This is a genomic window from Methanococcus voltae, from assembly GCF_017875395.1.
GTDB classification, from domain to species: domain Archaea; phylum AGJL01; class Methanococci; order Methanococcales; family Methanococcaceae; genus Methanococcus; species Methanococcus voltae_C.
Map to the genome: position 1 here is coordinate 234757 of NZ_JAGGMO010000002.1, position 25862 is coordinate 260618.

The window sequence follows — 25862 nt, forward strand, 5'->3', positions numbered from 1 at the left end:
ATATTCATTAAAATTATAATTAACCCATACATATTCCGAAAGATTTATATAGTAGAATACTTAATGGTATATTGCGAGAGATACAATAGCGGATATAGAATTGCTCTATTGGTGTTCTTTTATGTGCAGAGGTGGTTGAGCTTGGTCAAAGGCGTCGGACTTGAAATCCGATGGGGCTTTGCCCCGCAAGGGTTCAAATCCCTTCCTCTGCGTTTTTTTATACAAGATTATATTCATTAATATGAATGTAATGATTAATTACTAACTTGTAAATTGATTTTTTTAAGTGGGCTGATAGCTCAGCCTGGGAGAGTGCCGCATTGGCTATGCGGATGCCGCGGGTTCAAATCCCGCTCAGTCCATTTTTTTATAAGGTTAAACCATTTTAAAATCTTTTGAATTATTTTAAATTAAAATAAGTTAATATTTATATAGTTATATATTCATATTATTCGATATTATATTATTTTGGAGAATATAATTATGTTTAAACTAAAGAAAATAAATAAGAAATATCAAAATATGATTTTTGGACTTTTTATGTCAGTATTAATGGCTTTTGGCATGTCTCTTGTAATGACTGCTTCGGTTTTAGGATTTAATGAAGCTTTATTACGTGCTTGGCCGTCTAAATTTTTAATAGGTATTGTAGTAGCAATCCCCTATTCATTTATTGCAGGACCGATTGCTAAAATAATAACCTCTAAAATCGTTGAAACACCCTCAGAAGACGAATAATCTTTAAAATCCAAAAATATAATAAAATAAACTATAATAAAATAAAAAAATTAAATTAAATTAAATTATAAGTCGTATTTTACAATAAAATAAACATTTACAAGAATTTCATCTATGTCATTCTTGTCTTCAATTTTAGCATATAAATCTTTTTTATCAATTGTATTATCTTCTGACAAAGGAATTGTTTTACAAACGTCAAAGCTTTTAAATAACACATCTACTTCGATATTTTCAGGCAATTGTTCCTTAAAACCTTTTAAAATTTCGAAAAGATTATTTACAACGTTTTTTGCTTGCTCTTTTGTAAAAAACTCCGAATTTTCTGGAATATAAGATATCTCTGTTTTTAATTTTTTATGATCTTCTAATTTTAACCAGTAATCGCCGAATTTAGTGCCTTGAATGGCATAATCCTTTAATTCAAAGCTTCTTGATATTGTATTTTTCATAATTTCCCTTTTATATTTTGTTATTATAAATTTTAGTATGATATCTTCTTTTATTATATATTAGGATATTTTATTATATTTGATTTTAGTTTATTTTAGTTTATTTTAGTTTATTTTAGTTTATTTTATCAATTATTGATTTTCCAAAGTTTCTTTTAAATCATTTGCTTCTTTTAACCATTCTGGAGCTATTGGTTTTTCCGATGCTACCATAACAATTGATTTCCCGTGTAATGTCTGCCTAACACGCATACCCTCAGGGAATACTCGATTCATAAAATCTAACACTTTATCGATGAATTCATCTTTTGCATCGTACACTTTTGTGTTTAACTCAATATCTGAATCAGTTACTACTTCTAATCTTGAAGGTTGGTCGATTACATTTATTTTTTCCAAAAGTTTTGGAGCATATGTTTCATCAATTATAATTAATTTTTTTATAACTTTGTCATCTTCCTTTATTTCTTCGGCTATCTCTGCAATATCCCTTAAACTAATTGCTCTAGAAGTAGACTTAGGCAATGCGCCTATTATAAAATAAGGTTCTTCCAAATTACAAATCATGGTAACTTGTAGTATTGATTTACCCAAAACCAAATCTTCAAGGTTTGTTTGGATTATTCTATCATATATTTCCTTTCCTTCTGGGTCAGTACATTCTACATTTATCTTTGCCATAAATATCCCTTAATTAACTTATTATAATAATAAAATGTGTAATTTAATAATATATTATATAAGATATCCTATTTAAAATAATTTATGAATAAAATCTAATTAAAAATATATTTGAACATATTTGAACATCCGAATATAATAAAAATAAGCTAAAAATAAAAAATAAAAAATAAAAAAGATATTATTGGATTAATCCACTCATTAATTTTCCGATAGATATTACATCTACGCCTTTTCCCAACCCAAATTCGTATTCCACACTTCCAATCACAAGCTTTATTTCACTGTCTAAATCAAATGTTCCGGAATTTTGGATAGCATAGCTATTAATTTTACTATATTGAAAAAACCTAAATTCTTTCTTTTTTCCAGTTAATCCTTGTGCATTCATCATTATTATTCTTGACGGAGTAAATACCAATTCATCACGCAATCCTTTAAATGAACATAATATTTCTTCCCCATCCAATAAAAATTCTTTAAAAAATGGATTTTCATTTCCTTTATTGTCTTTTCCAAAAAAGCCCAATTTTACAACATTTGTCATATGTACCCTCATTTTCATTTTTTTTGAGTATTAATACATTAATTTTAATAAAATGTGGCATTATATATTGTTAATTATACAAGTTTTCTGTTATTCTTTTTATATATTATTTTTCATTTAATTTGGATAGTATATATCTTAAAAAATAAAAATAACTCTTGAAATACAGGATAAATTGGTAAATTTAATCTAAATAAAGTTTAAAATGAAGTTTAAAAAAGGGTGCTCTCAGTATCTGTGTATTCATCATTTTCAAATTGCCATAAACTCATAATCCGATACACTATGATGGCAATATTGACTTCAGTAGAGATGACAATCATCATCGAGCATTTTATTTTTTACATTATTTATTTATTTATTTATTTATTTTTTTTTGAGTTATATTTAAGATACCTGTTATTTTATATAAAACTTAAACATTTATAATATATTTATAATATTTAAAGACATATTTTTAATTATAGCTATCAAAAATAAAATAATTTAAAAATATAATTTAAAATAATATTTGGTGATAATGTGGATAAAATTGATATATTATTAGTTAATGATGATGGAATTCAATCGAATGGACTATTGGAATTAAAAAATTCATTGGAAAGCAATTTTGATGCAAATGTGACTGTTGTAGCTCCTTCAAATCAACAAAGTGGTATCGGAAGAGCTATAAGTTTATTTGAACCCCTTAGGATAACAAAAGTTAAACTTCCAGACTGTACCGAAGGTTTTGCCGTTTCTGGAACGCCTACAGACTGTGTTGTTCTTGGAATATTTAAGATACTTGATAGAATACCAGATTACGTGATATCTGGAATAAATATTGGTGAAAATTTAGGTACTGAAATCACCACTTCCGGAACTTTAGGAGCTGCTTTTGAAGGGGCTCATCACGGTGCTAAGTCAATAGCTTGTTCATTACAGGTTAAAACTGACGATATTAAATTTAATGAGGGTCATGCTCCTGTTGAATTTAAAAATTCAGCTAAAATATTGAGCAATGTGCTTAAAAAATCTATTGACGGTAACGTATTTGATAGCGGATGTGATGTCTTAAACGTGAATGTACCGCATGAAGCAGATGCTCAAACACCTTGGGAAATCACTACACTCGCTAAAAAAATGTATACTACCCATATTGACCAGAGAAAAGACCCTAGAGGCAGAGATTACTACTGGATTGATGGTAGCCCAGTATATGACGAAGAAGAAGGTACGGATGTGCACGCCGTTAGAAATAAAAATAATGTTTCAATTACGCCTCTTACTTTAGATACTACCTTGAAAAATTTAGAATTGTTTAAAAAAGAATATTCTGATAAATTAATTTAAAAATATTTAATTTCTTTTTATTTTTTAATTTTATTTTATTATTTTTATTATTTTTATTATTTTTATTATTTTTATTATTTTTATTATTCTTATTTCACATTATTGTTTTTTTAACTTATTTTGATATTCTCGTTTTTTTCTTTGAATTATCTTATAATATGGCTCGTGAGGAACGTGTAAGAATTTTTTTCTGATATTCTTTATAGAATTTGAAACTCCCATAACTCGTATATTTATTGGATTTCGCTTATAATGGCTTACCATGATTAAGGAAGCTTTTACGTTGTCAACTTGTGTTCTTTCGACTCTTAAAATTCCCATTCCGTTGCTATAGTCAATTAACCAAGGATTAGCAGTAGCACATTCTTTAAATCCACAATACTCAATTATAGAACTTCTAATTATTCCTATGACATCATCATTTGAAAGTTCTTCCTTATGAAGTATTTCAAAAGCCAAATATCTCTTTTTTTCCCTTAATGTAGGGGGCAATGTCTTTAACATGTTTCAACCTTTAAATTATTAAGTCATATACTAATTATATTATTAATTAGGTTACTAACTAGATTACTAAATTATATACTAACTAGATTACATCGGTAATATAATACTAAGTACTTTGTCACCTAAAAACGGCGTTATGATGTAGGATAATGCAATTGGCACTAATAAAGGCAATTCAGGCGTTGCCCAAACATATTGCGTATCTTTGTACTTTGACAAATCATAATTTTTATCATCATTTACTGAAGGTATTAGTTTAACATCTTTTCCTTTTCCCAATACTACTTTGTTTCCTTTTTTAGCTTCTGCTACGGTTATGTATTCACCGACGAACATTAAAACGTATTCTTTCAATTTTTTAGGTTTTACACCGTTTGAAAGGTTTTTAAAGAACAAATATATTGGTAATACAATCATTAATATGACACCGTTGAAGAAAACCAACAATGGGAACCATGGTATATATTCCATAGTATATAGTGGCTGAAGTGAAGAATATACTGGAAATGCGTAGCTTGGAATTAATGCGCCCATCCCCATTAATATTTTACCATCCGCACCACCGATGCCTAATACAAACATTAAATAACCAATTATAAAGCATATTATAAACCCAGATATTGAAGAGAATATGGGCATGAAGTTGCCTGTCGTGAATGATAAGTATGCGGATAAAATCAATCCTATAACTGCCATTCCTATCCAAATATAATTTTCTATCTCTCGGGATTTGATATCCTGTATAGAAGCAATTAATAATCCCAAAAGTCCTATTGCGTATGCTATCAAGTTATCACTTTTTAAATTTTTATTTTATATTATTTTATAATTTTATATTATATCATATAATTATTGTTTTATAGTTTATTTGGATTATCTAATATTTATTATTAATATATTACAAATTTGGAAATATAGCAACTTTTTAGGATTATTAGCGAAAGTAATATATAGGAAGATACATATTTTACATTCGAATGTATTTATTGGTGCACATTATTAAATTTTTTTAAAAAATTAGAATTGAAATTATAACCCTAACGTTAGAATTCTAAATATATTAATAAATATTAATAGTAATGGCAAATCTCAAAATTCAAAATACTAAATATATTCACCGAGTTAATATAAACTATTAAATAGTTAAACGTATATTCAAATATATGAATAAACATAATAGTTTTATAAGTAATTAATTATAAAATTTTTATATTAATTCGTATGGGCAAATATGAAATAAAATACTATAGATATGAAAAATATGTAGCATAATCCATAAACATAACCATAACAACTTATCAAATTATATCAATCTCACAAAATATCAACTACTAGGTATAATTTAAAAAGGTGATAATTTGAAATATACTCCTAATGATTTAATATCCCACTACATTTATTTGATACATTTGGAATTAAACATTTTAAACAATAGTTTATTAAAAGATTGCGAAATTACATCTTCACAATTTAGAGTATTATCTTGCTTATGGGTAAAAGACGGTTTAACACAGTCTGAAATACATGAATACTTGGGCATAAAACCATCTTCAATTTCAGGATTAATCGACTGTCTTGAGAAAAAAGGTTTCCTCAAAAGAGTTGTTGATAAAGAAGATGCAAGGATAAACAGAATTTACTTAACTGAAAAAAGTGCTGAATTCAAAGAATGCTGTTGGGAAAAAGCTATTGGATTAAACAATGATATTTTAGAAGGCTTCAGTGAACAGGAAAAAGAAGAAGTTAAAAAAATACTTGTGAAATTATATGATAACGTTCATAATAGATTACTTAACCATAACAAGTAATAAATCAGATTAAAATATAAAATAAAAACTATTTTCTATTTTTTTAAAATAAATTAAAAAATAAAATAAAATAAAATATTATTTAAAATAAATTTATATATTTAAAATTAAAGTAATGATTTTTCAATACCGTTTTCTGTAATCATAACTGTTGCACAGGTTACAGGATTCTCGAAATATTCGTGCTCCATAATGTTTTTAGAGATTTCTTCAGCGGTTTTTACATCTACTGCTATTTTTTGGTGACTTGTTATCTTACAAGCTTCATAAACACTTAAATAGTAAGCGTTACCTTCTTCTAAATCTACTTTTTTAATTCTAATATCGTCTTTTGCCACATATGCCATGTAAGCTTCTTCTTTGTTTAAAACTACGGATATTCTTGGCGTATTGTAATCGTCCTTTTCGTAATCCATTCCTATCATGGACAATGAGAGTGCATCCCTTATTGGTAAGCCCAATTTAATTTTATCTGCAATAATATCAGTTTGCGAACCATTTGTAGCTACGATTGTATCCATACCGTTTTTTTCATCGTTTACTATTTTAACACAATTATAAGTAATATAAGTATTTCTGAATATTTCTTCCAAATCTTTAGGGATTATTGCTATTGTATTTTCGTCCATTTCCTTTGAAACTCTGTTTGGGAAACTTCTACTTGATACCCTGTAGGTTACAAAAGGATTACCCTCTTCTGTTTTACCCAATATTAAAAATCTTCCAAGATACATTATAAATCACCAATTAATTAAATAATTTCTTTTTATATTATATTATTATTTTTCCACGTTAATATTTTATTATTTTATTTTTAGTATTTTAATATTTTTTATTCTATTATATTTATTGCACCTATTGTACAGTAATCCATACAAATGTGACATTCTATACACTTTTCGGTATCAATTGTAGCGTTACCGAGTGCAGTTATTGCCTCTTGCTCACAAAATGGAACACAAGCCCCACAACCCACACAATTATCCCCAATTTCTAAAGAAAAGTCTTTATCGGTATTTTTATTGGTATTATTATTATTATTATTATTATTATTATTATTTTCACTTATATTTCCAAATTTATCATTTGCTGTTGACATAATTTACCCTATTAATTTTAAAAAATGCAAATTTGATTTTATCTCATTTTATTTCATGTTAATTGATTAATAATTAATTACCATAAGTAATTACTAATGTACATTAATATATACTATGTGTTATTTTATTAAATATTATTTATAATTATTATCTATAATTATTCTATAATTATACCATACACTTCTTATCATACGGCGATATTATGAATGAAATTACAAACGAAAACGAAATAGTTAAAAAAAATAAATTTAAAATCAATGGCGAAACATTTGTAATACTTGGAATTAAGGATGCAACTATTAATAATGATGTATTTCAATTAAACAAGAAATTTGAATTTCAAATGTTAAATGCGGATTGTATAGCTACTATTGAACATATTAAACATAGTATATTGCAAACTATGACTAAAAAAAATATTTCAAATAATTTTTGGGTGGAGATATTAGTGAGGGCTTCCGCCACTCGGCAAATATCAACAGCTATTAAATTATTGGGTGCAAAGTCCGGCAATGTATGCCTCATCTGTAAAGATGAAGAAACTGCAGAAGTTATTATCGATAAAATTGGCGGAAATATTCAAAAAGATGTTGTAGAATTTTTAAATGTTTCTGACAATGTTAACGACGAAAAATTCAAAAACATAGTTAGTATATACGGCTTAAAAAACGTTTATACAGTTGATGACTTGATTAAAAGAGTTATTGAAGAAATAGCTATTGTAGAGTGTAAAGTTTAGGTATAGGGGATATGCTGAATATATTTGATATATTGATATATTAAATGAAATTTTAAATGAAATTTTAAATGAAATTTTAAATTTAAATATCTTAATATATGGTACATATTTATATATAACTATACAAATTTAGATATAATATACTAAGACTTATGATATTTTAATTATATTTTAATTATATTTTAATTATATTTTAATTATGTGTTAATCTTAGAAATTAACTGAGGGACATTATGATTATTTTTAAAAAAATTGATGATTTAAATGAAGAAGAACTTCAAAAAATAATGGATAGAAATAAGACCAATATGGACAATATATTGCCAATAGTGGGCGATATCCTCAAAAATGTTAGGGAAAATAAAGATTCTGCATTGAAAGAATATACAAAAAAGTTCGATGGTGTAGATATCGAGAATTTTAGAGTTACAAAAGAAGAAATTGAAACTGCGTATGAAAATGTAGATTCTAAAGTCGTATGTAGTTTAGAACAAGCTCACGAAAATATTTACGAGTTCCACAAAGCTCAATTTGATAATTTAAAAGAATGGGCTTTAGAAAAAGATGGAATCAGTACGGGACAAATCATAAGACCTATTGAAAAAGCAGGTTGTTATGTTCCAGGTGGTAAAGCTTTCTATCCATCATCTGTATTAATGACCACAATTCCTGCAAAAGTTGCAGGTGTTAAAGAAGTTGTTGTAACGTCCCCCCCAAATGGAACCGAGGGTAATTACGCAACCTTAGTGGCTTCCGATATTTGTAAGGTAGATAGCATCTTTAAACTAGGGGGTGCTCAAGCAATTGCAAGTTTAGCATACGGTACTGAAAGCATTCCTAAAGTTGATATTATCGTAGGTCCGGGTAACATATTTGTGACAACGGCTAAAAAATTAGTTTACGGTGAAGTAGCAATTGATTTCCCAGCGGGACCATCAGAAGTCTTAATAATTTGTGACGAAGAAACAAATGCGGATTATGTAGCCCTTGATTTCTTAGCACAAGCTGAACACGACCCTAATGCGTCTTGTGTGATTACAACCACTTCAGAAGATAAAGCGGTTGAAATCAAGAACAGAATAATTGAAACTGCACAGAATGCTAAGAGAAAGGAAATAATAATAAAAGCTTTGGAAAATTCCGCAATAGTTTACGGTAGTTTAGACCAGTGTATCGACTTATCAAATGAATATGCTCCGGAACACCTTGAAATAATGACTAAAAATCCAAGGGAAGTTTTAAAATACATCAATAATGCAGGAAGCATATTTTTGGGTCACTATGCACCAGTGCCTGTTGGAGATTATGCAAGCGGTACAAATCACGTTTTACCAACTTCAGGATGTGCAAAAATGTACTCTGGACTTAGCGTAGAAACGTTTATTAAAAAGCCTACAGTTCAAGAATTAACTAGAGATGGATTAAAAAGTATTGCAGATATTGTAACTACCATTGCGGAAGCAGAAGGTCTATACAACCACGCTGAAGCAGTTAAAGGTAGATTACAATAGATGCAAGAATTAACTACATACCAATCTATAAATAATATCGTAAATAGATAGGATATCAAATAATAATACTAGCAATACTAAAAATATGAATACAAATACAATATTATTTGATATTATTATTTTTTAAATATATGAAAGATTTAAAATTGGTTTTAACCATAATTTTAATTGGTTTTAAAATACAATAAATACGATTTTAAATACCTCTAAATATTTACATTGAAAATTTAAAAAAAATTTAAAAATAAAAGTAAAGAATTTACGATTTACAAAAAAAGTGAAAACATGTTAGGATTTGAACAAATTATACTAGGCATAGTCCAGGGATTTACGGAATTTTTACCCGTTTCAAGTTCTGGACACTTGGCAATTATCTCCAAATTGTTGTCAATTGAGCCACAAATAAGTTATTTTGCAGCTTTGCATTTTGCTACTTTTTTGGCAGTTTTTATGTTCGTTAAAGACGATGTAATTGAAATTACCAAAGGATTAGTTCAAAAAGATAAATCATCTATGGATTTAAGCTTTAAATTAATTATATCAACAATACCTGCCGTTATCGTAGGATTACTATTAAAAAACTTTTTTACGTCATTTTACGGTTCTTTAAAATTTATCGGTTTATTCTTAGCCGTTACGGGTATTATGATGATTATGTCTGATAAAATAAACCATGGGACTAAATCCATGTATGATATAAGCCATAAAGACGCTTTGTTAGTTGGAATTACCCAGGCATTCGCAATATTACCGGGAATCTCACGTAGTGGTTCTACCCTATTCACTTCCGTATATAGGGGGATGAAAAAAGAGGACGCGTTTAAATACTCCTTTATAATGAGTTTACCTGTTACAGCAGGTGCTGGAGTTCTTGAATTAAGCGACGTAGCATTAACTTTCGACTCAATTGTTGGACTAGTGTTTGCCACGCTTTCAGGATTAATCGCCTTATCAATTGTTAAAAAATTGATAATAAACAATAAATTAAAAATATTTGGGTATTATTGTATTATAATGTCAATTTTGGTAATAATGTTCTTATAATAATGGCATTAGTAATATTATTGCCAGTATTATCAATATTAGTAATAATATTATTGACATTATTAGCGACATTATTACCCATTTTACTTTTTTTCTTCTTCTTTCTCGTATATTACTTCAATACTAGTACTATTTTTTAAATTATATGTAATATTCGAGTCTTTAAACATATTGAGGTCATCATCTGATTTTTTAATATCCCGATTTTCTTGATTATTAATATCTTTATCCCCTTCGTCAATCGTGTCGCTTAATTTTCCCATTTTTTTCATATCGCCTTTTAGGGTCTCTGTTTCTTCGTCATAATTATATAATTTATCGTCATTTGAACCCTTTTTTCCAAATTCGCTTGTCTTATATCTCTTCCATATCAATAATATAACTATTAAAAGTAGCAATACAATAAATAACAAATAAATTTCTTTTTCATACATCCCCAAACTTCCCAACGATGATATTCCATTTGAAGCCCCGCCCGATACTTCAGTAGCTTTTAAGATGATAGGATATCCTAAAGCTGTTTCAAAACCTAGTAAAAAAATCCCTGTAGCCATAGCCACTATTTCAGTTAATTTGCTCAATGGCAACACCCCGCAATTCATCTTATGATTATTTGATTATTTAATTACTTATCTAATGATTTATTGATTTAAAAATACAAATTTACATATATTTTTATGAATTTTATGATTTTTATAATTTAATATTTGGAATTAGATTTTCAAAAATTCAAACAAAAAAAGTATTATATTTATTGATAGTATTCTAATGATTTACGATTATTTTCTTATTTCCTTTTTTAGCATTATTTTAAACTTAAGTCCAACATAACTCTTTGATAACCTAATTCTTTTAATTTTGTATCAATTTCTTCAAATATGTTGGTTTTCAAAAATTTTTGTGCGTCTTTATTGCTTACTTCAATTATTGCAATGTCTTTTAAAGTTCTAACTCTAAAATAACCTGTAATATCCAAAAGATTCATTATAAAATCTTCTGCAAGTTTTGACATCTGCATTTTTTCTTTAGTTATCGGGCTGTCTAAGACTCGTGTAGCTATGCAAGTTTCTTTTTTTGGAATATCTAAACCCAAATAGTAAGAAAATTCTTGTACGTCATCTTTAGTTATTTTATTATCTGCCAATGGTGAAACAATCCCGTATTCGCGATAAGCATCTAAACCAGGTCTATCTTCTAAAAGATCCTCGTAAATAGTGCCGTCAACAATGATATCAAATTCTAATTGATCTTTTATTTCTGTTAAAATTTTTGCCATTATTTTTTTACATTCGTAGCATCTATTTTCTACGCAGGCATTTTCATCTAATTGGTTAACATCGATAAAAACGTGTTTTAAATTCATTAGTTTTGCCTTTTTTTCAGCGTACTTCAAAGCACTTTTTGAAAAAAATCCATTATCAATAGTTACTGCAACGCAATCTTCTCCATTTTGAGCCAATTTTGCTACTAAAGTACTATCTACTCCACCAGAGTAAGAAACAATTACTTTTTTGCCCCTAAAAAAATTTTTTATATCTTTAAATTTTTCTTTATCCATATTTTCGCCTAAATTATTAAAAATATTTGAAATAAGGTTTTATTATTTTTGAATATATTATTTAATCTAATATATATCCTTGAATAATGCCTTAATCCAAATATTGTGTATATTTCGATTTTTAAATAAGTTAATTTATTCTTTTAATTTATTCCTTAAGTAATATCTATTGATTGTAAACTATTGAATTAATTCATAATTGTTAGAGTTTTCATACATCTCTTGTGAAAAACTACGGCTCATTTCTGAACCTATGCCTTTACCGATGTAATAAAAAGCTTCTTTTGAACTAAATCCAAATAATGTACTTGCCCGAGTATCTTCTTTTGAATAGGTTTTAATTGATACTTCATCAATTGATAAGTTTGTACGTTTTGCCAATATATTTATTGCTTGGTCGAAATCTCCATTTTCGTCGACTAAACCGAGCGTTAACGCATCTCTACCATCGTAAACTTTACCTTGTGCAAGATTATCTGCTTGTTCATATGTCATATTTCTATCTTCCGCTACTTGCGAAACAAATTCCACATATGAATTATTAACCATTCTTTGCAACATTGCATGTTCCTCTTCAGTCATTGGACGGTATGGTGAAGCAATGTCTTTGTATTCACCACCTTTGATAATTGTAGAGTTTACCCCTATTTTTTCCATTAGACCATAGTAGTGTAAGATGTCCATTCTTACCCCGATACTACCAACAATTGCTTCTTTTTCGGACACGATATATCCGGTTGATGATGCTGCACTATAAGCTGCAGATGCACCCACAGCCTCAATGTATGCTATCGTAGGTTTAGTTTGAGATACTTCTTTTATTTTTTTAGCTAATTTAGTACTTGCTATACTGCTACCGCCAGGCGAGTTTATTTTTATGATTACCCCTTTGATATCAGGGTTATTTTCGGCTTCATCCAACCAATCAATGTAATCATAAACGTCTGGAGGGTATTCCGTGAATAAATCATCTTGAGGCGTATCTAAATATAAAACACCGTCAAAATCGATTAATGCAATGTTTGCGTCTTCTTCTTCAGACCCGAGTAAATTTACGAAGTATAATGAACTTGTTAACAATATTGCAATTACAATAATTACAATAAATAAATACACTAAACTTTTAGAATTCTTATTTTTACCTTTATTTTTATCTTTAGGTTTTATATTGTGTTTATCTTTATGTTTATCGTTATGATTATCCATATTTGTGAATTTATTTATTGGTTTTTCATCATTTAATTCTTTAAAGTTTTCGAGTTCTTCATTTGCAACTACGTCATTGTTTTTATTATCTTTTGGTTCATCGTTCAATTCATTTTGATTATTTTCGGAATCATGTTTTGATTCATCTTCGAACGTCATAATGTACCTCTTTATGTTGTATGTGTAAATTTGTTTTAATTAAACTATATTAAAGTAAACTAAATTAAGGCATACATTTTTGTATATACATTTAAAAAAATATATATCCACAATATCTATTATCCTAATCAAAATATAAATAAGTATAATAAAAAAAATGGTAAATTACATTATAAAAGAAATAAAAATAGATGAAAAAATAAAAAAATAAGAAAAATAAGAAAAATAAGAAAAAATAATAAATTTCATATAAATGGCATTTTAAGCTAAATTTTAAGAGAATTACATTTCACGATATACTCTTGGTTTTGGTTCATAAATTTCGGAATTATCGATTAATTCTTCCAAAATTCCATCTAATTCTTCTTCAGATATTTCTGCCAAATCTATAATATCATAATAACCTATTTCATTATTATTTTTTATAATATCTAATACCTTATCTTTAGCATCCAATTCGCCGAAAAGTTCTTCTAAAGCTTCATTTTCCATATCTCCAAATCCATCGTTTGATGAACCGCCGGAACCGGAAAATTCGCCTTCTTGGTACTCATCTCTATTGTATGTTTGGTTGCCTTCGTCACTTACGTATTTTCTAGTTTCTTCGATTTCCTTTTCTCTAAATTGAATCCATTTTTCAGCATTTTCGGATTTATTACTGATAACTTCCAAAGAAACGTATCTTTCTTCATTGTAAATACCAATTCTTCCGATTATATCCACTAAATCTCCTTCTTGGAATTTATTTTCGGAAGTATTTTCAAAATCCTTAACAACAACTTCATTTACTTGAAACGTTTTTACACCTTCTTGTGTAATGTTAGAAGCTTTTCCCAATATTCTAACCCTGTGAATATATTTTCCATCCAAATTTAAAGCTTTATTGGATATTTCATTGTTTAAAAACTCTTCAGGCTTTATTTTGTATGCTACATACCTAATCATAACTTCACCCATCAAATAAATATAAATAATTATGTTGTATAAATCACAATTAATTTTGGTTTTTATACCGTTAGTCTATTAGTTTATAATATTGGTTGTTTTTATAAATTATTATTTGTATCTGAATATTACTTATTTTTATTTTTCATTTTTAAAATAATAATTTAAAAATTACTTTAAAGATTATTTTATGTTTATTTTAATTTATTTAGTTTATTTAGTTTATTTTATAATTAATATTCGTCCAATTTATTCATCTAATTCGTATTCATTGATTATATATCCGTGTTTAGTTTTTGGTGCAATGCCTTTAATTAAATGTAACAATGCAGGACTAACGTCTCCTTCATAATCTTCGTAATATTTATAGTTTTTTGAGTTTTTAAACTCTTCTTCATCCTGTTCATCAATTACAATTGATATTCTAATACCGCCGTGTACGTCTTTATCGAAATTTAACGTATTTGAAAAAGCAGCTTGTTTATTTATATAAAACTTAGATAATTTGTCTGAAGCTCCTCTTTCTAAAACCATTCTTCCGGTATCTAATATTTCTTCAGTTCTTAATAATTTTTTAAATACATTTATATTTTTTGCAGTTCCCAAAACATATTTTTGGTCTTCCAAAGTTAGTTCTGCGTCAGGAAATATGTTTGTTATTGCTTTAGCAACTTTATCATAGCTTTCAGTTGGTTTTAAAAATGCTCGTAAGTTTATAATCATAATATGCCCCCAAAATCTTATAGAAGTAAATATTACTAAGTATTACCAATACTATCAATGTAAATACTATCAATAATATCCTATTAATTTAAAATTCATGTAATACTTAATAATTAATATGCAATAATTAATAATTACTAACTAATAAGTAATAAGTAATAATTTCTTAATAATCTAGTAATAGTATCCCATTATTTATTAAGTTTACATTTTTCGATAGGTATTTTAAGAAATAATATTCTTTGCAATTAAAAAATGATAATTAAGTATATAAATAAGTAAGGAATGATTAATAAATAAATTAACAAAATTTAACAATATTAATCATAATTATGTTGCACTATGTTATGATTTAATAGATTGTTAAACTTAAAAGGTGAGATAAATGGATCCAAGACAACAACAACCACAACCTACTAGAGTTAGAACTCCAAGAAAAGAAGAAAACGAACTTTTAGGAATTATCGAACAGATGTTAGGCGCAAGTAGAGTAAGAGTAAGATGTATGGACGGTAAATTAAGAATGGGAAGAATTCCTGGTAAATTAAAAAGAAAAATCTGGGTAAGAGAAAACGATGTTGTAATTGTAACTCCATGGGAAGTACAAGGAGACGAAAAATGTGATATTATCTGGAGATACACAAAAGGACAAGTTGACTGGTTAAATAAAAGAGGATACTTAGATTTCATGAACCAGTAACTTCGTTCATAGGGCGAAATCATGAAAAACGTAAAAAATAATGACATAAATACCATGTCTGATGATTTAGATAATGATATAAATTTAGATATGGAAAATACCAAGGAAAATGATTTGAAAAACGAAAAAGAGCATATTACTAAAAAAGACCAACAAAGAATCGACAAGGAATATCAGAAAAAAATTGTTGAAAGGAAAAAGAAGTTTTTAGAAAGTTTAAAAACCGAAAATGAAGTTTTTGACAAACGTACTTTAATGAATTTGTACAACTTACTTGTTGGTAAACACGTTGATGAGCTCTCTGGGATTATTAATTCAGGCAAAGAAGCGGTTGTATTTCGAGCCGAAGGAACAGACAGAGAAACTGGAGAATTAGAAGAGTATGCTGTAAAAGTATATCGTGTTTCAAATTGTGACTTTAAAACTATGTGGAAATATATTCAAGGAGACCCAAGATTCCACCTTAAACGAAGTAGTACTAGGCAAATTATAAATGCCTGGGTTGAAAAAGAGTTTAGGAACTTATTAAGAGCGGGAGATTATATAAATACTCCATTTGCAATACTTAAAAGGGAAAATGTGCTTTTAATGGAATTGATATGTGACGAAGATGGAAATCCTTGCCCTAGATTAAAAGACTGTAAAGTTGATTATGAAAAATTCTACGCACAAATAAGGGACGACATAAAAACTCTCTACCAAGATGCAAAATTAGTTCACGGAGATTTATCTGAGTATAACATCCTTGTTCAAGATGAAGAACCTGTTTACATCGACTTTTCGCAGGGTGTTATATCTCAACACCCATTATCTAAAACATTACTAATTAGAGATATAAAAAATGTTTGTAACTTTTTCAAGCGTAAAGGAGTTAAAACAGATTATAAAGAGTTTTACGAGCATGTTACAGGTTCTGAATTACATTTGTTAGATGAAGAACTTGCTAAAAACTACTAAAATAATATTAATAATTCAAAAATATTATAAAAAAGATGTAGAAGATATCCTAAAAATATATTAAAAATATTTTTTGATTTTTTTATTTTAATTTATTATTATATTACTTTTATTTTCTTATTTTTAATTTATTATTATATTACTTTTATTTTCTTATTTTTAATTTATTATTATATTACTTTTATTTTCTTATTTTTAATTTATTATTATTGATATTATTGTTATTTTTTTATTCTAGAAGATTATCAAATATATTTTCAACATTATTTAACACATCACTATATGTACCTTCATTAATAACCATGTAATCAGCAAGTGCTATGACGCTCCCGATTGTGAAATCTAACTCCCTATTATCCCTTTCAATAAATACATCCCATTCTGTAGAATCATCTTCCCTACCGCGACTTCTTAATCTCTCAAATCGGGTTTTAGGTGAAGCATGTATTGCTAAAACTTCCACGTCATAGTATCTTTTAAAATAATTTAGTTCGTGCATGCTTCTCACACCTTCAACAGCTATGATATGCGTGTTTTCCTTATTTTTAGTCTCGACTTCATTCACTAAATTAATACACGGCACTGCAACTGCTTCAGCCCCGTAAAGTTCCCTTAGTTTTTTAGCCGTGTTTCCCACATTTTCAGGATTAAGTTCTAAACCCCGTTTTGTGGTCTCCTTTCTAACCACATCGCCCATTGAGACATACGCAATATGTTTGCTATCACATACTCCCTGAACTAAACTTTTTCCAGAACCCTGCATTCCTGTAATTGCAATAATTTTCATAATAATTCCCTTGTAATGTTGATATCGTTTATTAATATATTTACTAATTAATCAATAGTCTATAGTCTATAAACAGTCATATAAGGCAATTATCATTAATAGCTCGCTAACAACTATTACTAGACTATATACTATCATTTCTTACCATTTAGATATAATAATTAATGATTTAAAGTATACAATCATTTAACTTTATAATAAAAATTTACAATACTTATAAGTACAAATATATATTAAATCTGTGTTAATTATACTGTTATATTTAAATTATAATATAAGCATTTTATAAATATTTAAAAATTATTTTTATACTAAATATTATATCCTTACTCATATAAAAATATATTAAAATAGATTGTAAAAATATAAATAAAATTTAAATTTTATTAAATAAATTTAGCTAAACTTAACTAACTTTGAATAAATATATGAATTAAGTATATGAAAATACCTTTTAGGTGGTATTATTGTTTTGGATTAAAATATATAATTTATTTAGCAAATTGGGTTTTATGAAAATTTACGAAAATGTACTAGTTGAAATAATCTCCAAACAGAAAGTTCCCAAACACGTTGCTGTCATTATGGACGGCAATAGGAGAGCCGCTAAATTATTGGGCATAGAAGCCACTAATGGTCACCAACTAGGTGCAAATAAGGTCAGAGAATTAATAGAATGGTGTGTTCTTTTAGACATTAAAGTTATAACAATTTACGCGTTCTCGTTGGAGAATTTTAACAGATCAGATAACGAAGTATACATGTTAATGAAGTTATTTGAAGAAGAATTTGAAAATCTTTCAAAAAATAAGTATATTTTTGAGAAAAAAATTAAAGTAAAAGCCATTGGGAAATTGGAAAAATTACCTGAAAATTTACGAAAATCTATTGAAAAAGTAGAAGAACTTACCAAAAATAATAATGAATATTATTTGAATATTGCAATATCTTATGGCGGACAGCAAGAGATAATTGATGCCGTTAAAAACATTGCAAAAGATGTAAAAGAAGGTAATATCACCATAGAAGATATTAACGAGGAATTAGTTTCGAAAAATTTATATACGAAAGATTTACCCCACCCTGAGCCGGATTTAATCATTAGGACGTCAGGAGAAGAGCGGATTAGCAATTTTTTAACTTGGCAATCTTGCTATTCTGAATTATATTTCTGCGAATCTAATTGGCCACAATTTAGAAAAGTTGATTTTTTACGATCCATAAGAGATTATCAAAAAAGAAATAGACGTTATGGTAAATAAAATAAATAAAATAATATCAAATTAATCGATTTATTTTATCTAGTTTATTTTTTTTAATATAAAATAAAATTTGTATATTTAAATGTATAAATTAATTTGCCTAAAATAAAATGCGCCAGTCGGGATTCGAACCCGAGTAACTGGCTTGGAAGGCCAGAGTGATACCAGGCTACACCACTAGCGCATAAGTCGGATTTAACATATAATTATAATATTTTAAAAGTGCGGCCTCCGGGATTCGAACCCGGGTATCGGCCGTGGCAGGGCCGTATGATACCACTACATCAAGGCCGCTCTTTAATAAGAATAATGCTTAATCATTGTTCTTTCTTTCTCTTTTACATCAGAGCAATATACACATACACAGTTCTAATATATAAAGGTTTCGTTAATTTATCTATTTAATTACTTAAATAATGGAATATGAGAATGCAATACGAAAATCAATGTTATATAGATATCTAATTATGTGTAGGAGTGATTTGGACATTAATTTAGATAAGTTATAAATAATACGCGTGCATTTATTAAATAATAAGATGCTTAAAATTAAAAACCTTACACAATATCAAAATTAAAACCAAAATTAAAGATAAAAAACTAAAAAAGTCCTCAAATATCAATATCGAATATATTTTTAAATTGATTACGGTGATTTAATGAAACCTTATGTAATATCAAATGTGGGAATGACGTTAGATGGGAAATTATCCACAGTTGAAAACGATACTCGAATATCTGGGGAAAATGACTTAAAAAGAGTCCATCAAATTAGAAAGGATGTTGACGCCATAATGGTTGGAATTGGCACAGTATTAAAAGATGACCCCAAACTTACAATCCACAAGATACCTCTTGAAAATAATAAAAATCCAGTTAGAATTGTTGTAGATAGCAAATTAAGAATACCATTGACGTCTAGAGTTCTAAATGAAGATGCAAAGACCGTTATTGCTACCACAACGTTTGATAATTTGGAAGAATCTGAAAAAAATAATAGAATTGAGAAAATTAAAGAGCTCGAAAGTATCGAAAACGTTGAAATAATTTACGCAGGCGAAGATAAAGTAGATTTAGAGCTTTTAATGAGCAAATTATCAAAAATGGATATCAAATCAATTCTCTTAGAAGGCGGAGGAACGTTAAACTGGGGAATGTTTGAAAAGAATTTAGTTGATGAAGTTAGAGTTTATGTGGCGCCTAAAATATTTGGTGGTAGTAATGCACCAACTTACGTAGACGGAGAAGGATTTAAAACGCTAGAAGAATGCGTTGAATTAGAATTAATAGATTATTATCAAATGGATGAAGGAATAGTATTAGAATATTTCGTAAAAAAGGATAATAATCAGGATGACTCAGATAATCAAAATAAATAATATATTTTTTCTTTTTTTATTTTTATATTAATATATTTTTTATCCTTTCTTTTATTTTTTCTTTTATCTTATATCTTATATCATATTTCTTTTTTTCTTTTTTCTTATTTCTTATTTCTTATTTCTTTTTTTCAAAAACTATAAAGAGTCATGGGTTTTATAATATCTTATTTAGTTCAATATAATGAAAATTTTTAAAGAATTAAGAGTTGATAATTTGGAAAATAGTTCTGTAATGAATGACTTAAAAAAGATTAATAAATTATGGGAATCTAAAAAAAAGGATAATAAAATAGCTTTAGAAAAATTAACGGAATTTATGAGTGAAATTAAAATTGATGCAATGGGGAATGAATTTATTGGAAAGCTTCCCGATGGAAAAACTGAACTTACAATGTTTGAAGACGTAGACAAATTATCATTGGATGAATGGATTAAAAAGTATTTTCCAATTATTTTTGGATTCGATAAAGAAATTATAGAAAATATGAATTTTAAAGTAAAATTAGAATTATTTAAAGCTTATATGGAAGAGTATAAGCATATTTTATCTGAAAAATCCTTTCTGGATTAGGTGGGCCTTCAGCGAAGAAGCTTACGAGATATATCTCGTATCCTCATATTTGAAGATAACCACTTTTGAAACGTTAGAACTTAAAAATAAAGACCTTGGGGAATTTTATAGAATATTGGGGTTTGCTTTACGACTTAAAAATGAAAATATGTAATCATAAAAATAATTCTATAATAATCTAAATATAATTTTGAGGAAAAATATGGTATCTGAAGGTAATTTAAACTTAAATGTAAATTTAAGTAAGGAATATTTTGTTGAAGTTGAGGAGTTAAAAAAAATATTGAGAAAGGTTAAAGGCGTATTTGATAATCCAGCTAATTTAAAAGGTATGCAAAGCATGCAAATTAACAGTATTAAAAGCGCTAATCCTGCTAATTTAGATAATAAGAATGAAAATGGTAACTATGAAGATAGTAAAAGCAATACCCTTGTAAACTATGGAGTTTATAACATATACAAGAATTATAAAGTATACAAAGACTATAGTTACATTTTAGAAAATTTAAATACCTCTGCAAGTGTTTTATTAAAAAGTAAGCCTAAAAGTGATACTTACGAATCTTCATATGATTTAAATGGATTAAAAAGTAAGCGAGTTAATGATTTTGAGCCATTAAATGAAATAAGCAGAGAAACTAACTCTTATATGGGGTACACTTATGAAAATAAAGAATATCCGAATAGTGGTTTAAATAATTTAAATGGCAGTGGAAAAGGAGATAATAACTCTAAAAGCGATGAAAATTATAAAAATTTGGAAATATCCTTATCAAAAATATACGATAGACTAGATGAGGGTTTCAAAAGTGTTAAAAAGGAAATAATAGATAATAAACCTATTATAAATATAGATATAAGGGGGAACGACGTAGATTATGATATAGAATGGGAAAAACAAGCTAAAGCCCGTTATGAAAATTCTTAATTGATTTAGGAATGTTATATTTGCAAATTCAAATTAATAAATATATTTATAAATTACTTGTATAATTGAAAAATAGGCACAATGTAGTGAAAATTATAATCTACTTAAGATTTAAATCGAAAATTATAAATACTGTGAAAATACCATTTTTATTTATATAATATCAAAAAGAAGGTGAGTATATGGCAGAACTTCCAATAGCACCAATGGAAAGAATATTAAAAAAAGCAGGAGCTGAAAGAGTAAGCAGAGATGCTGCAATTTTGCTCTCAGAAGAATTAGAAGAAATCGCAATGGAATTTGCAAAAGAAGCTGTTGAATTATCAGTACACGCTGGTAGAAAAACAGTTAAAGCAGAAGACTTAAAATTAGCTTTAAAATAAGATTAATTAGTATTTAATTAATTTTTATTTACTATTAACTAAAATACGCCACATATGACGTATTTTAGTTTTTAATAGTTTAAAATAATGATATAGAATAGTAAAATAATAGCATAATATTATAGTAATATAATAGTAAAATAATAGCATAAACATGATGATATACCAATAATTAATTGAATCTATTTTTTAAGAGATTATTTTTATAAATTATTTATTGTAAATTATTTATTGCAAATTAGATTATACGTTTTTTAAACCATCTAATGCCGCATTTGAGGTATTATTTATTGAACTAATACTTGAATCTTGTATTTTTTGAGAAACGTCTATCATATAATATCCTAAAATAGCCGCTGCGGCAATTACTGCACCAATTAGTATAGAAAATTCAAGGCTAATTTGGGCTTTTTTCGAAAATAATTTTTTAGGAATACATATATTGGTAAAATCCATAAAAACACCACATTTTTAAGTTAACAATCCATATTATTTATATTATTTTTTAGTGATAATTATTATGTAAATTATGATATATATAAGTCTCAAAAATAATAGAATTTTATAATTTATTCTATAGAAATATATATAATAATAAATAAACTATTTTAAAACGATTTGAAAAATAATTTAAAATAATAAATTAAAATAATAATTTTGAAAAACGGTGTAACCATATAATTTATGATTTTATGGATACTTATGTCATATATCGGTGAATTTAATGCTAATTATTCGAAAACCTAAAAAAAAGAAAGACGAAATACAAATAACGGACTTAAAAACAAAGATAATTTATTATGCTACATTAAGACCTACCAAAACTAAAATTACACTCTACAAATGTAAGGAACAGGTTGAAAATAATACAAAACCACTTCAACCATCTAAATTAATGACAGTACTTAGGGAAAACAAAATATACATTAGTAACGATGAGGAATCCATTAAATTTGGACAATTTTTGGACGAAAATAATTTAGATTATGGAATTGTTACATTGTGTCCATTTTGCTTATTGAATGGAAAATACAACATTATCGATACAATTAAAGAATTAAAAAAATTAAAGAAATTAGAGAATTTAAATGAATTAAATGAGGTAAAAAACTCAAATAAACCTCAAAAAATTAAAAAAGAAAAGAAAAACACGTACAAAATTTACAAAACTAATGAAGTATGCTTAGAATGTGCAATAAACGAAATAAAACATGAAATTAATATTAATGAAGAATTTATCGAAAAATTATTGAGACGATTTAAGGATGCCGATAAGGTATTAAGTTTATTTACAACTGCTAATCCAGTTAAAAATCCTGACTTAACACGTTATGATATATTAACAGGCAGTGAAGAAGATAAAATTGATAATTTCGAAATAAAAGATTTAGAAATTCCTGAATTAATGAAAAAAGAATTAAAAAATAGAAATATTCATGAATTATTACCAGTTCAAACTCTTGCAGTTAAAGCGGGTTTAATTTCTAAACCTAAAACTAAAACAAATAACGATTTACTCATTACTTCGGCTACATCTTCTGGTAAAACACTTATTGGAGAACTTGCAGGTATTAAAAACCTTGAAAATGGCAAAAACGAAACACCAGCCCGTCAAAAAAAGTTTTTATTCCTTGTACCACTTGTAGCTCTTGCAAATCAAAAATATATTGAATTTGAAGAAAAATACAGTAAATTAGGTTACAAAGTAGCTTTACGTGTAGGTACGGGTCGTTTAGCCGAAAATAAGAATATTAAAATAAACAGTGACCCAAATTCGGATATAATCGTTGGTACATACGAAGGTATCGATTACCTAATACGTTCAGGTAAATTAAAAGACATTGGAACCGTTATTATTGACGAAGTGCATACCCTTAATATGGAAGAGAGAGGCGCTAGACTTGATGGTTTAATTTCTAGGCTTAGAACGTTATTTAATGCGCAGATAATTTATTTATCCGCTACAATTGGAAATCCTGAGGAGTTATCCAAACAATTTGATTCAAATCTTGTCATATATTCAGGTAGACCAGTACCACTTGAAAGACACTTGATATTTGCAAGAAATGACTATGCAAAATTAAATAATATCGTAGATATCGTTAATATAGAATTTAATAGTAAATCTAAATACGGATATAGGGGTCAGAGTCTTATATTTACATTTTCACGTAAAAGAGCGGAATATATAGCCAACTATCTTAATACACGAGGTATTAAAGCGGATTATTACCACGGCGGTATGGAATACGGCAAAAGGCGAGCAGTTGAAAATAGGTTTATGACTCAAAAAACCAAATGTATCGTTACCACTGCGGCACTTGCTGCAGGTGTGGACTTCCCAGCGTCTGCTGTTGTACTTGAAAGTCTTGCAATGGGTGGCGATTGGCTAAACGCGTCAGAATTCCAACAAATGTGTGGTAGAGCAGGAAGAAAAGGAATGCACGACCTTGGTAAGGTTTATACTCTTGTAGAAGTGGGGAAAAAATACCATGCTAAAATGGAATTATCGGAAGATGAGATAGCATTTAGGCTTTTAGGTTCAGAACCTCAAGATGTAGAAGTTGTTTACGAAGAAGAACAAGAATTTGAGCAAATACTTGCCACAATTTCGTCTTTTGAAAAATATGGGAAAAGTATTGTTAATGAATTTGATGAGCGAAAAATTAATGCAGATGACCCAAAATTAAAACTTAAGGATAAAAAGAATCCTAAATACGAAATAGACAAAGTGCCTATGCTAGGTAGGAATTTAAATGCCAATTATGTATTAGAACAACTTGATAAATTTGAAATGATAAATCTTTCAGATAAAAAATCGCTTAAAACTAGCAATTACGGTAATGCGGTTTCTTTATCTTTCTTATACCCTCAACAGGCTGAAGAAATAAAGAAATTGCTTAAAAAGTGCCACAATAGGAATAAAAATAGAATAATCGAATCTAAAACCGGAAACGAACATGAAAAAGTAGCAATAGATAGCGATTCAGAAAATAAAAGAATTACTAGAATGGAAATTTATGAGGAAATTTTGGACATAGCTGTGCGTGTCAATCCATTTGAAAGTATATATATTCCAGGTAATTTAAAAAATAGGATTTCTAAAATAACTAATGTTAATGTACCATCCAAATTTACCGATGCTTTTGAAATAGTCAAAGAAAACATTAATAAATTAAAAGATAGTACCAAAGATGACGTTATAAACTGGTTAGTGGAATTTGACGGCTGTATTGAGGAAGATATAGCTTATGAGGTATCCAAAAGAGTCATCCGCTATAGAATGATGGGAGAAGTACCTTCAAAAATTACCAATACGCTTTATGAAGTGTTAAAATTGCAAACTTACGGTGGAGATGTGTACTCTTACCTTGAAAGTACCGTAAACACGCTTGATGCAATTGAAAGGATTAGTAAACTGCATTATCCTGCTTTAAGCAAATATGCCGTTGAATTAAAATTAAAAATTGAAAATCCGTTTAATAAAAAAATAAAGGATAATACAAAGTATAAATCAAAGATTAAAATTAAAATAGACCCAAAAAATAAGAATAAAGATAAAAATATGGGGAAAAATAATAAAACTAATAAAAATAGTAAAAATAGTAAAAATAGTAAAAATAGTAAAAATAAGACTATTGATAGAAATAACGATAAAAATAAATTAGAAGATGCAAATGTGGAAAATTCTGACACTGAAAAATTAACTAACCCTCATATAAAAGTTAAAATTAAAAATAGGGCTAAAAAAAATAAATCTAACAAAAATAACGATAAAAAAATAGATAATAGTAAAAAATAAAATAATAAAATAATAAAAATTTGTGTAATGTAACTGGTGAATT

General features: G+C 27.4%; 28 protein-coding genes and 4 tRNA genes. 16 read left to right on the top strand and 16 right to left on the bottom strand.

The features are described from left to right. The first annotated feature begins 125 nt into the window (after positions 1-125). From J2127_RS03410 to J2127_RS03420, 3 genes are all read left to right on the top strand, one after another. Positions 126-212 (top strand) — tRNA-Ser (locus J2127_RS03410). Positions 213-288: 76 nt separating this feature from the next. Then, positions 289-362: transfer RNA gene (locus J2127_RS03415), tRNA-Ala, on the top strand. 160 nt (positions 363-522) lie between these two features. Beyond that, positions 523-738: a DUF2798 domain-containing protein gene (locus tag J2127_RS03420; RefSeq protein ID WP_209732110.1), complete on the top strand. Its 216-nt coding sequence runs from the start codon at positions 523-525 to the stop codon at positions 736-738. A gap of 65 nt (positions 739-803) precedes the next feature. Here J2127_RS03420 and J2127_RS03425 read toward each other — a convergent pair whose 3' ends face one another. From J2127_RS03425 to J2127_RS03435, 3 genes are all read right to left on the bottom strand, one after another. Beyond that, a complete protein-coding gene (locus J2127_RS03425; protein WP_209732111.1) occupies positions 804-1190 on the bottom strand; it encodes a hypothetical protein in 387 nt (128 codons plus the stop codon). A gap of 132 nt (positions 1191-1322) precedes the next feature. After that, entirely contained in the window at positions 1323-1871 is a 549-nt protein-coding gene (locus J2127_RS03430) for a methanogenesis marker 17 protein (RefSeq protein ID WP_209732113.1), read from the bottom strand. Positions 1872-2052: 181 nt separating this feature from the next. Further along, positions 2053-2418 (bottom strand): PH domain-containing protein, encoded by a 366-nt coding sequence (locus J2127_RS03435; protein WP_209732115.1) that lies wholly within the window; start codon positions 2416-2418, stop codon positions 2053-2055. 522 nt (positions 2419-2940) lie between these two features. Between J2127_RS03435 and surE the strand changes: the two genes are divergently transcribed. Beyond that, a complete protein-coding gene (gene surE / locus J2127_RS03440) occupies positions 2941-3750 on the top strand; it encodes a 5'/3'-nucleotidase SurE (RefSeq protein ID WP_209732116.1) in 810 nt (269 codons plus the stop codon). Between the two features lie 99 nt (positions 3751-3849). Here surE and J2127_RS03445 read toward each other — a convergent pair whose 3' ends face one another. Further along, entirely contained in the window at positions 3850-4254 is a 405-nt protein-coding gene (locus tag J2127_RS03445; RefSeq protein ID WP_209732118.1) for an Rpp14/Pop5 family protein, read from the bottom strand. A gap of 87 nt (positions 4255-4341) precedes the next feature. Next, a complete protein-coding gene (gene flaK, locus J2127_RS03450) occupies positions 4342-5043 on the bottom strand; it encodes a preflagellin peptidase FlaK (RefSeq protein ID WP_245326435.1) in 702 nt (233 codons plus the stop codon). A gap of 569 nt (positions 5044-5612) precedes the next feature. Between flaK and J2127_RS03455 the strand changes: the two genes are divergently transcribed. After that, positions 5613-6062 carry a MarR family winged helix-turn-helix transcriptional regulator gene (locus J2127_RS03455; RefSeq protein WP_209732120.1) on the top strand — a complete coding sequence of 150 codons (450 nt, stop codon included), beginning with the start codon at positions 5613-5615 and terminating at the stop codon, positions 6060-6062. 107 nt (positions 6063-6169) lie between these two features. On the opposite strand, the gene J2127_RS03460 is transcribed toward J2127_RS03455, so the two are convergent. Both J2127_RS03460 and J2127_RS08540 read right to left on the bottom strand, forming a co-directional pair. After that, positions 6170-6796, bottom strand: a complete 627-nt coding sequence (locus J2127_RS03460; protein ID WP_209732122.1) for an IMP cyclohydrolase — start codon at positions 6794-6796, stop codon at positions 6170-6172. Between the two features lie 98 nt (positions 6797-6894). Beyond that, on the bottom strand, positions 6895-7161 hold the full coding sequence (locus J2127_RS08540; protein ID WP_209732124.1) for a DUF362 domain-containing protein: 267 nt from the start codon (positions 7159-7161) through the stop codon (positions 6895-6897). Between the two features lie 203 nt (positions 7162-7364). Here J2127_RS08540 and cgi121 point away from each other — a divergent pair, with 203 nt between their 5' ends. From cgi121 to J2127_RS03480, 3 genes are all read left to right on the top strand, one after another. Then, positions 7365-7901: a KEOPS complex subunit Cgi121 gene (gene cgi121, locus J2127_RS03470; protein ID WP_209732126.1), complete on the top strand. Its 537-nt coding sequence runs from the start codon at positions 7365-7367 to the stop codon at positions 7899-7901. 236 nt (positions 7902-8137) lie between these two features. Further along, complete coding sequence (gene hisD, locus J2127_RS03475) at positions 8138-9412, top strand: histidinol dehydrogenase (RefSeq protein WP_209732303.1); 1275 nt, start codon at positions 8138-8140, stop codon at positions 9410-9412. Between the two features lie 285 nt (positions 9413-9697). Then, positions 9698-10456, top strand: a complete 759-nt coding sequence (locus tag J2127_RS03480) for an undecaprenyl-diphosphate phosphatase (RefSeq protein ID WP_209732127.1) — start codon at positions 9698-9700, stop codon at positions 10454-10456. 83 nt (positions 10457-10539) lie between these two features. Here J2127_RS03480 and J2127_RS03485 read toward each other — a convergent pair whose 3' ends face one another. From J2127_RS03485 to J2127_RS03505, 5 genes are all read right to left on the bottom strand, one after another. Beyond that, complete coding sequence (locus J2127_RS03485; protein ID WP_209732129.1) at positions 10540-11037, bottom strand: hypothetical protein; 498 nt, start codon at positions 11035-11037, stop codon at positions 10540-10542. Between the two features lie 224 nt (positions 11038-11261). Next, a complete protein-coding gene (larE, locus tag J2127_RS03490; RefSeq protein WP_209732131.1) occupies positions 11262-12014 on the bottom strand; it encodes an ATP-dependent sacrificial sulfur transferase LarE in 753 nt (250 codons plus the stop codon). A gap of 180 nt (positions 12015-12194) precedes the next feature. Next, positions 12195-13379: a signal peptide peptidase SppA gene (gene sppA / locus J2127_RS03495; RefSeq protein ID WP_209732132.1), complete on the bottom strand. Its 1185-nt coding sequence runs from the start codon at positions 13377-13379 to the stop codon at positions 12195-12197. A 282-nt stretch (positions 13380-13661) separates the two neighbouring features. Next, complete coding sequence (locus J2127_RS03500; RefSeq protein WP_245326437.1) at positions 13662-14324, bottom strand: winged helix-turn-helix domain-containing protein; 663 nt, start codon at positions 14322-14324, stop codon at positions 13662-13664. 249 nt (positions 14325-14573) lie between these two features. Beyond that, on the bottom strand, positions 14574-15047 hold the full coding sequence (locus J2127_RS03505) for an RNA-binding domain-containing protein (protein WP_209732136.1): 474 nt from the start codon (positions 15045-15047) through the stop codon (positions 14574-14576). 385 nt (positions 15048-15432) lie between these two features. Between J2127_RS03505 and eif1A the strand changes: the two genes are divergently transcribed. Continuing rightward, positions 15433-15747: a translation initiation factor eIF-1A gene (gene eif1A / locus J2127_RS03510; protein ID WP_209732138.1), complete on the top strand. Its 315-nt coding sequence runs from the start codon at positions 15433-15435 to the stop codon at positions 15745-15747. 90 nt (positions 15748-15837) lie between these two features. After that, positions 15838-16704, top strand: coding sequence for a serine protein kinase RIO (locus J2127_RS03515; protein WP_209732304.1), 867 nt, complete (start codon positions 15838-15840; stop codon positions 16702-16704). Between the two features lie 229 nt (positions 16705-16933). Here J2127_RS03515 and J2127_RS03520 read toward each other — a convergent pair whose 3' ends face one another. After that, positions 16934-17491 carry an AAA family ATPase gene (locus J2127_RS03520; protein ID WP_209732140.1) on the bottom strand — a complete coding sequence of 186 codons (558 nt, stop codon included), beginning with the start codon at positions 17489-17491 and terminating at the stop codon, positions 16934-16936. 512 nt (positions 17492-18003) lie between these two features. On the opposite strand from J2127_RS03520, the gene uppS reads away from it, so the two are divergent. Continuing rightward, on the top strand, positions 18004-18753 hold the full coding sequence (uppS, locus tag J2127_RS03525; RefSeq protein WP_209732142.1) for a polyprenyl diphosphate synthase: 750 nt from the start codon (positions 18004-18006) through the stop codon (positions 18751-18753). Positions 18754-18864: 111 nt separating this feature from the next. Here uppS and J2127_RS03530 read toward each other — a convergent pair. Continuing rightward, positions 18865-18937: transfer RNA gene (locus tag J2127_RS03530), tRNA-Gly, on the bottom strand. A 39-nt stretch (positions 18938-18976) separates the two neighbouring features. Then, a tRNA-Gly gene (locus tag J2127_RS03535) sits at positions 18977-19047 on the bottom strand. 365 nt (positions 19048-19412) lie between these two features. On the opposite strand from J2127_RS03535, the gene J2127_RS03540 reads away from it, so the two are divergent. From J2127_RS03540 to J2127_RS03555, 4 genes are all read left to right on the top strand, one after another. Next, positions 19413-20132 carry a 2,5-diamino-6-(ribosylamino)-4(3H)-pyrimidinone 5'-phosphate reductase gene (locus tag J2127_RS03540; RefSeq protein ID WP_209732143.1) on the top strand — a complete coding sequence of 240 codons (720 nt, stop codon included), beginning with the start codon at positions 19413-19415 and terminating at the stop codon, positions 20130-20132. Between the two features lie 217 nt (positions 20133-20349). Continuing rightward, a complete protein-coding gene (locus J2127_RS03545) occupies positions 20350-20706 on the top strand; it encodes a hypothetical protein (protein WP_209732145.1) in 357 nt (118 codons plus the stop codon). Positions 20707-20908: 202 nt separating this feature from the next. After that, positions 20909-21634, top strand: a complete 726-nt coding sequence (locus J2127_RS03550) for a hypothetical protein (RefSeq protein ID WP_209732147.1) — start codon at positions 20909-20911, stop codon at positions 21632-21634. Positions 21635-21816: 182 nt separating this feature from the next. Beyond that, positions 21817-22017, top strand: a complete 201-nt coding sequence (locus J2127_RS03555; RefSeq protein ID WP_013179533.1) for a histone family protein — start codon at positions 21817-21819, stop codon at positions 22015-22017. A gap of 243 nt (positions 22018-22260) precedes the next feature. Here the strand turns inward: J2127_RS03555 and J2127_RS03560 are convergent, their stop codons facing one another. After that, positions 22261-22473, bottom strand: a complete 213-nt coding sequence (locus J2127_RS03560) for a class III signal peptide-containing protein (protein ID WP_209732149.1) — start codon at positions 22471-22473, stop codon at positions 22261-22263. A gap of 268 nt (positions 22474-22741) precedes the next feature. On the opposite strand from J2127_RS03560, the gene J2127_RS03565 reads away from it, so the two are divergent. After that, complete coding sequence (locus J2127_RS03565) at positions 22742-25819, top strand: DUF5814 domain-containing protein (RefSeq protein ID WP_209732151.1); 3078 nt, start codon at positions 22742-22744, stop codon at positions 25817-25819. Positions 25820-25862 lie beyond the last annotated feature (43 nt).

Coding starts and splice junctions, on each gene's coding strand:
- J2127_RS03420 (WP_209732110.1), top strand. CDS start 523: ATGATTTTTGGACTTTTTATGTCAGTATTAATGGCTTTTGGCATGTCT.
- J2127_RS03425 (WP_209732111.1), bottom strand. CDS start 1,190: ATGAAAAATACAATATCAAGAAGCTTTGAATTAAAGGATTATGCCATT.
- J2127_RS03430 (WP_209732113.1), bottom strand. CDS start 1,871: ATGGCAAAGATAAATGTAGAATGTACTGACCCAGAAGGAAAGGAAATA.
- J2127_RS03435 (WP_209732115.1), bottom strand. CDS start 2,418: ATGACAAATGTTGTAAAATTGGGCTTTTTTGGAAAAGACAATAAAGGA.
- J2127_RS03445 (WP_209732118.1), bottom strand. CDS start 4,254: ATGTTAAAGACATTGCCCCCTACATTAAGGGAAAAAAAGAGATATTTG.
- J2127_RS03460 (WP_209732122.1), bottom strand. CDS start 6,796: ATGTATCTTGGAAGATTTTTAATATTGGGTAAAACAGAAGAGGGTAAT.
- J2127_RS08540 (WP_209732124.1), bottom strand. CDS start 7,161: ATGTCAACAGCAAATGATAAATTTGGAAATATAAGTGAAAATAATAAT.
- cgi121 (WP_209732126.1), top strand. CDS start 7,365: ATGAATGAAATTACAAACGAAAACGAAATAGTTAAAAAAAATAAATTT.
- J2127_RS03480 (WP_209732127.1), top strand. CDS start 9,698: ATGTTAGGATTTGAACAAATTATACTAGGCATAGTCCAGGGATTTACG.
- larE (WP_209732131.1), bottom strand. CDS start 12,014: ATGGATAAAGAAAAATTTAAAGATATAAAAAATTTTTTTAGGGGCAAA.
- sppA (WP_209732132.1), bottom strand. CDS start 13,379: ATGACGTTCGAAGATGAATCAAAACATGATTCCGAAAATAATCAAAAT.
- J2127_RS03500 (WP_245326437.1), bottom strand. CDS start 14,324: ATGATTAGGTATGTAGCATACAAAATAAAGCCTGAAGAGTTTTTAAAC.
- J2127_RS03505 (WP_209732136.1), bottom strand. CDS start 15,047: ATGATTATAAACTTACGAGCATTTTTAAAACCAACTGAAAGCTATGAT.
- eif1A (WP_209732138.1), top strand. CDS start 15,433: ATGGATCCAAGACAACAACAACCACAACCTACTAGAGTTAGAACTCCA.
- J2127_RS03515 (WP_209732304.1), top strand. CDS start 15,838: ATGGAAAATACCAAGGAAAATGATTTGAAAAACGAAAAAGAGCATATT.
- J2127_RS03520 (WP_209732140.1), bottom strand. CDS start 17,491: ATGAAAATTATTGCAATTACAGGAATGCAGGGTTCTGGAAAAAGTTTA.
- uppS (WP_209732142.1), top strand. CDS start 18,004: ATGAAAATTTACGAAAATGTACTAGTTGAAATAATCTCCAAACAGAAA.
- J2127_RS03540 (WP_209732143.1), top strand. CDS start 19,413: ATGAAACCTTATGTAATATCAAATGTGGGAATGACGTTAGATGGGAAA.
- J2127_RS03550 (WP_209732147.1), top strand. CDS start 20,909: ATGGTATCTGAAGGTAATTTAAACTTAAATGTAAATTTAAGTAAGGAA.
- J2127_RS03555 (WP_013179533.1), top strand. CDS start 21,817: ATGGCAGAACTTCCAATAGCACCAATGGAAAGAATATTAAAAAAAGCA.
- J2127_RS03560 (WP_209732149.1), bottom strand. CDS start 22,473: ATGGATTTTACCAATATATGTATTCCTAAAAAATTATTTTCGAAAAAA.
- J2127_RS03565 (WP_209732151.1), top strand. CDS start 22,742: ATGCTAATTATTCGAAAACCTAAAAAAAAGAAAGACGAAATACAAATA.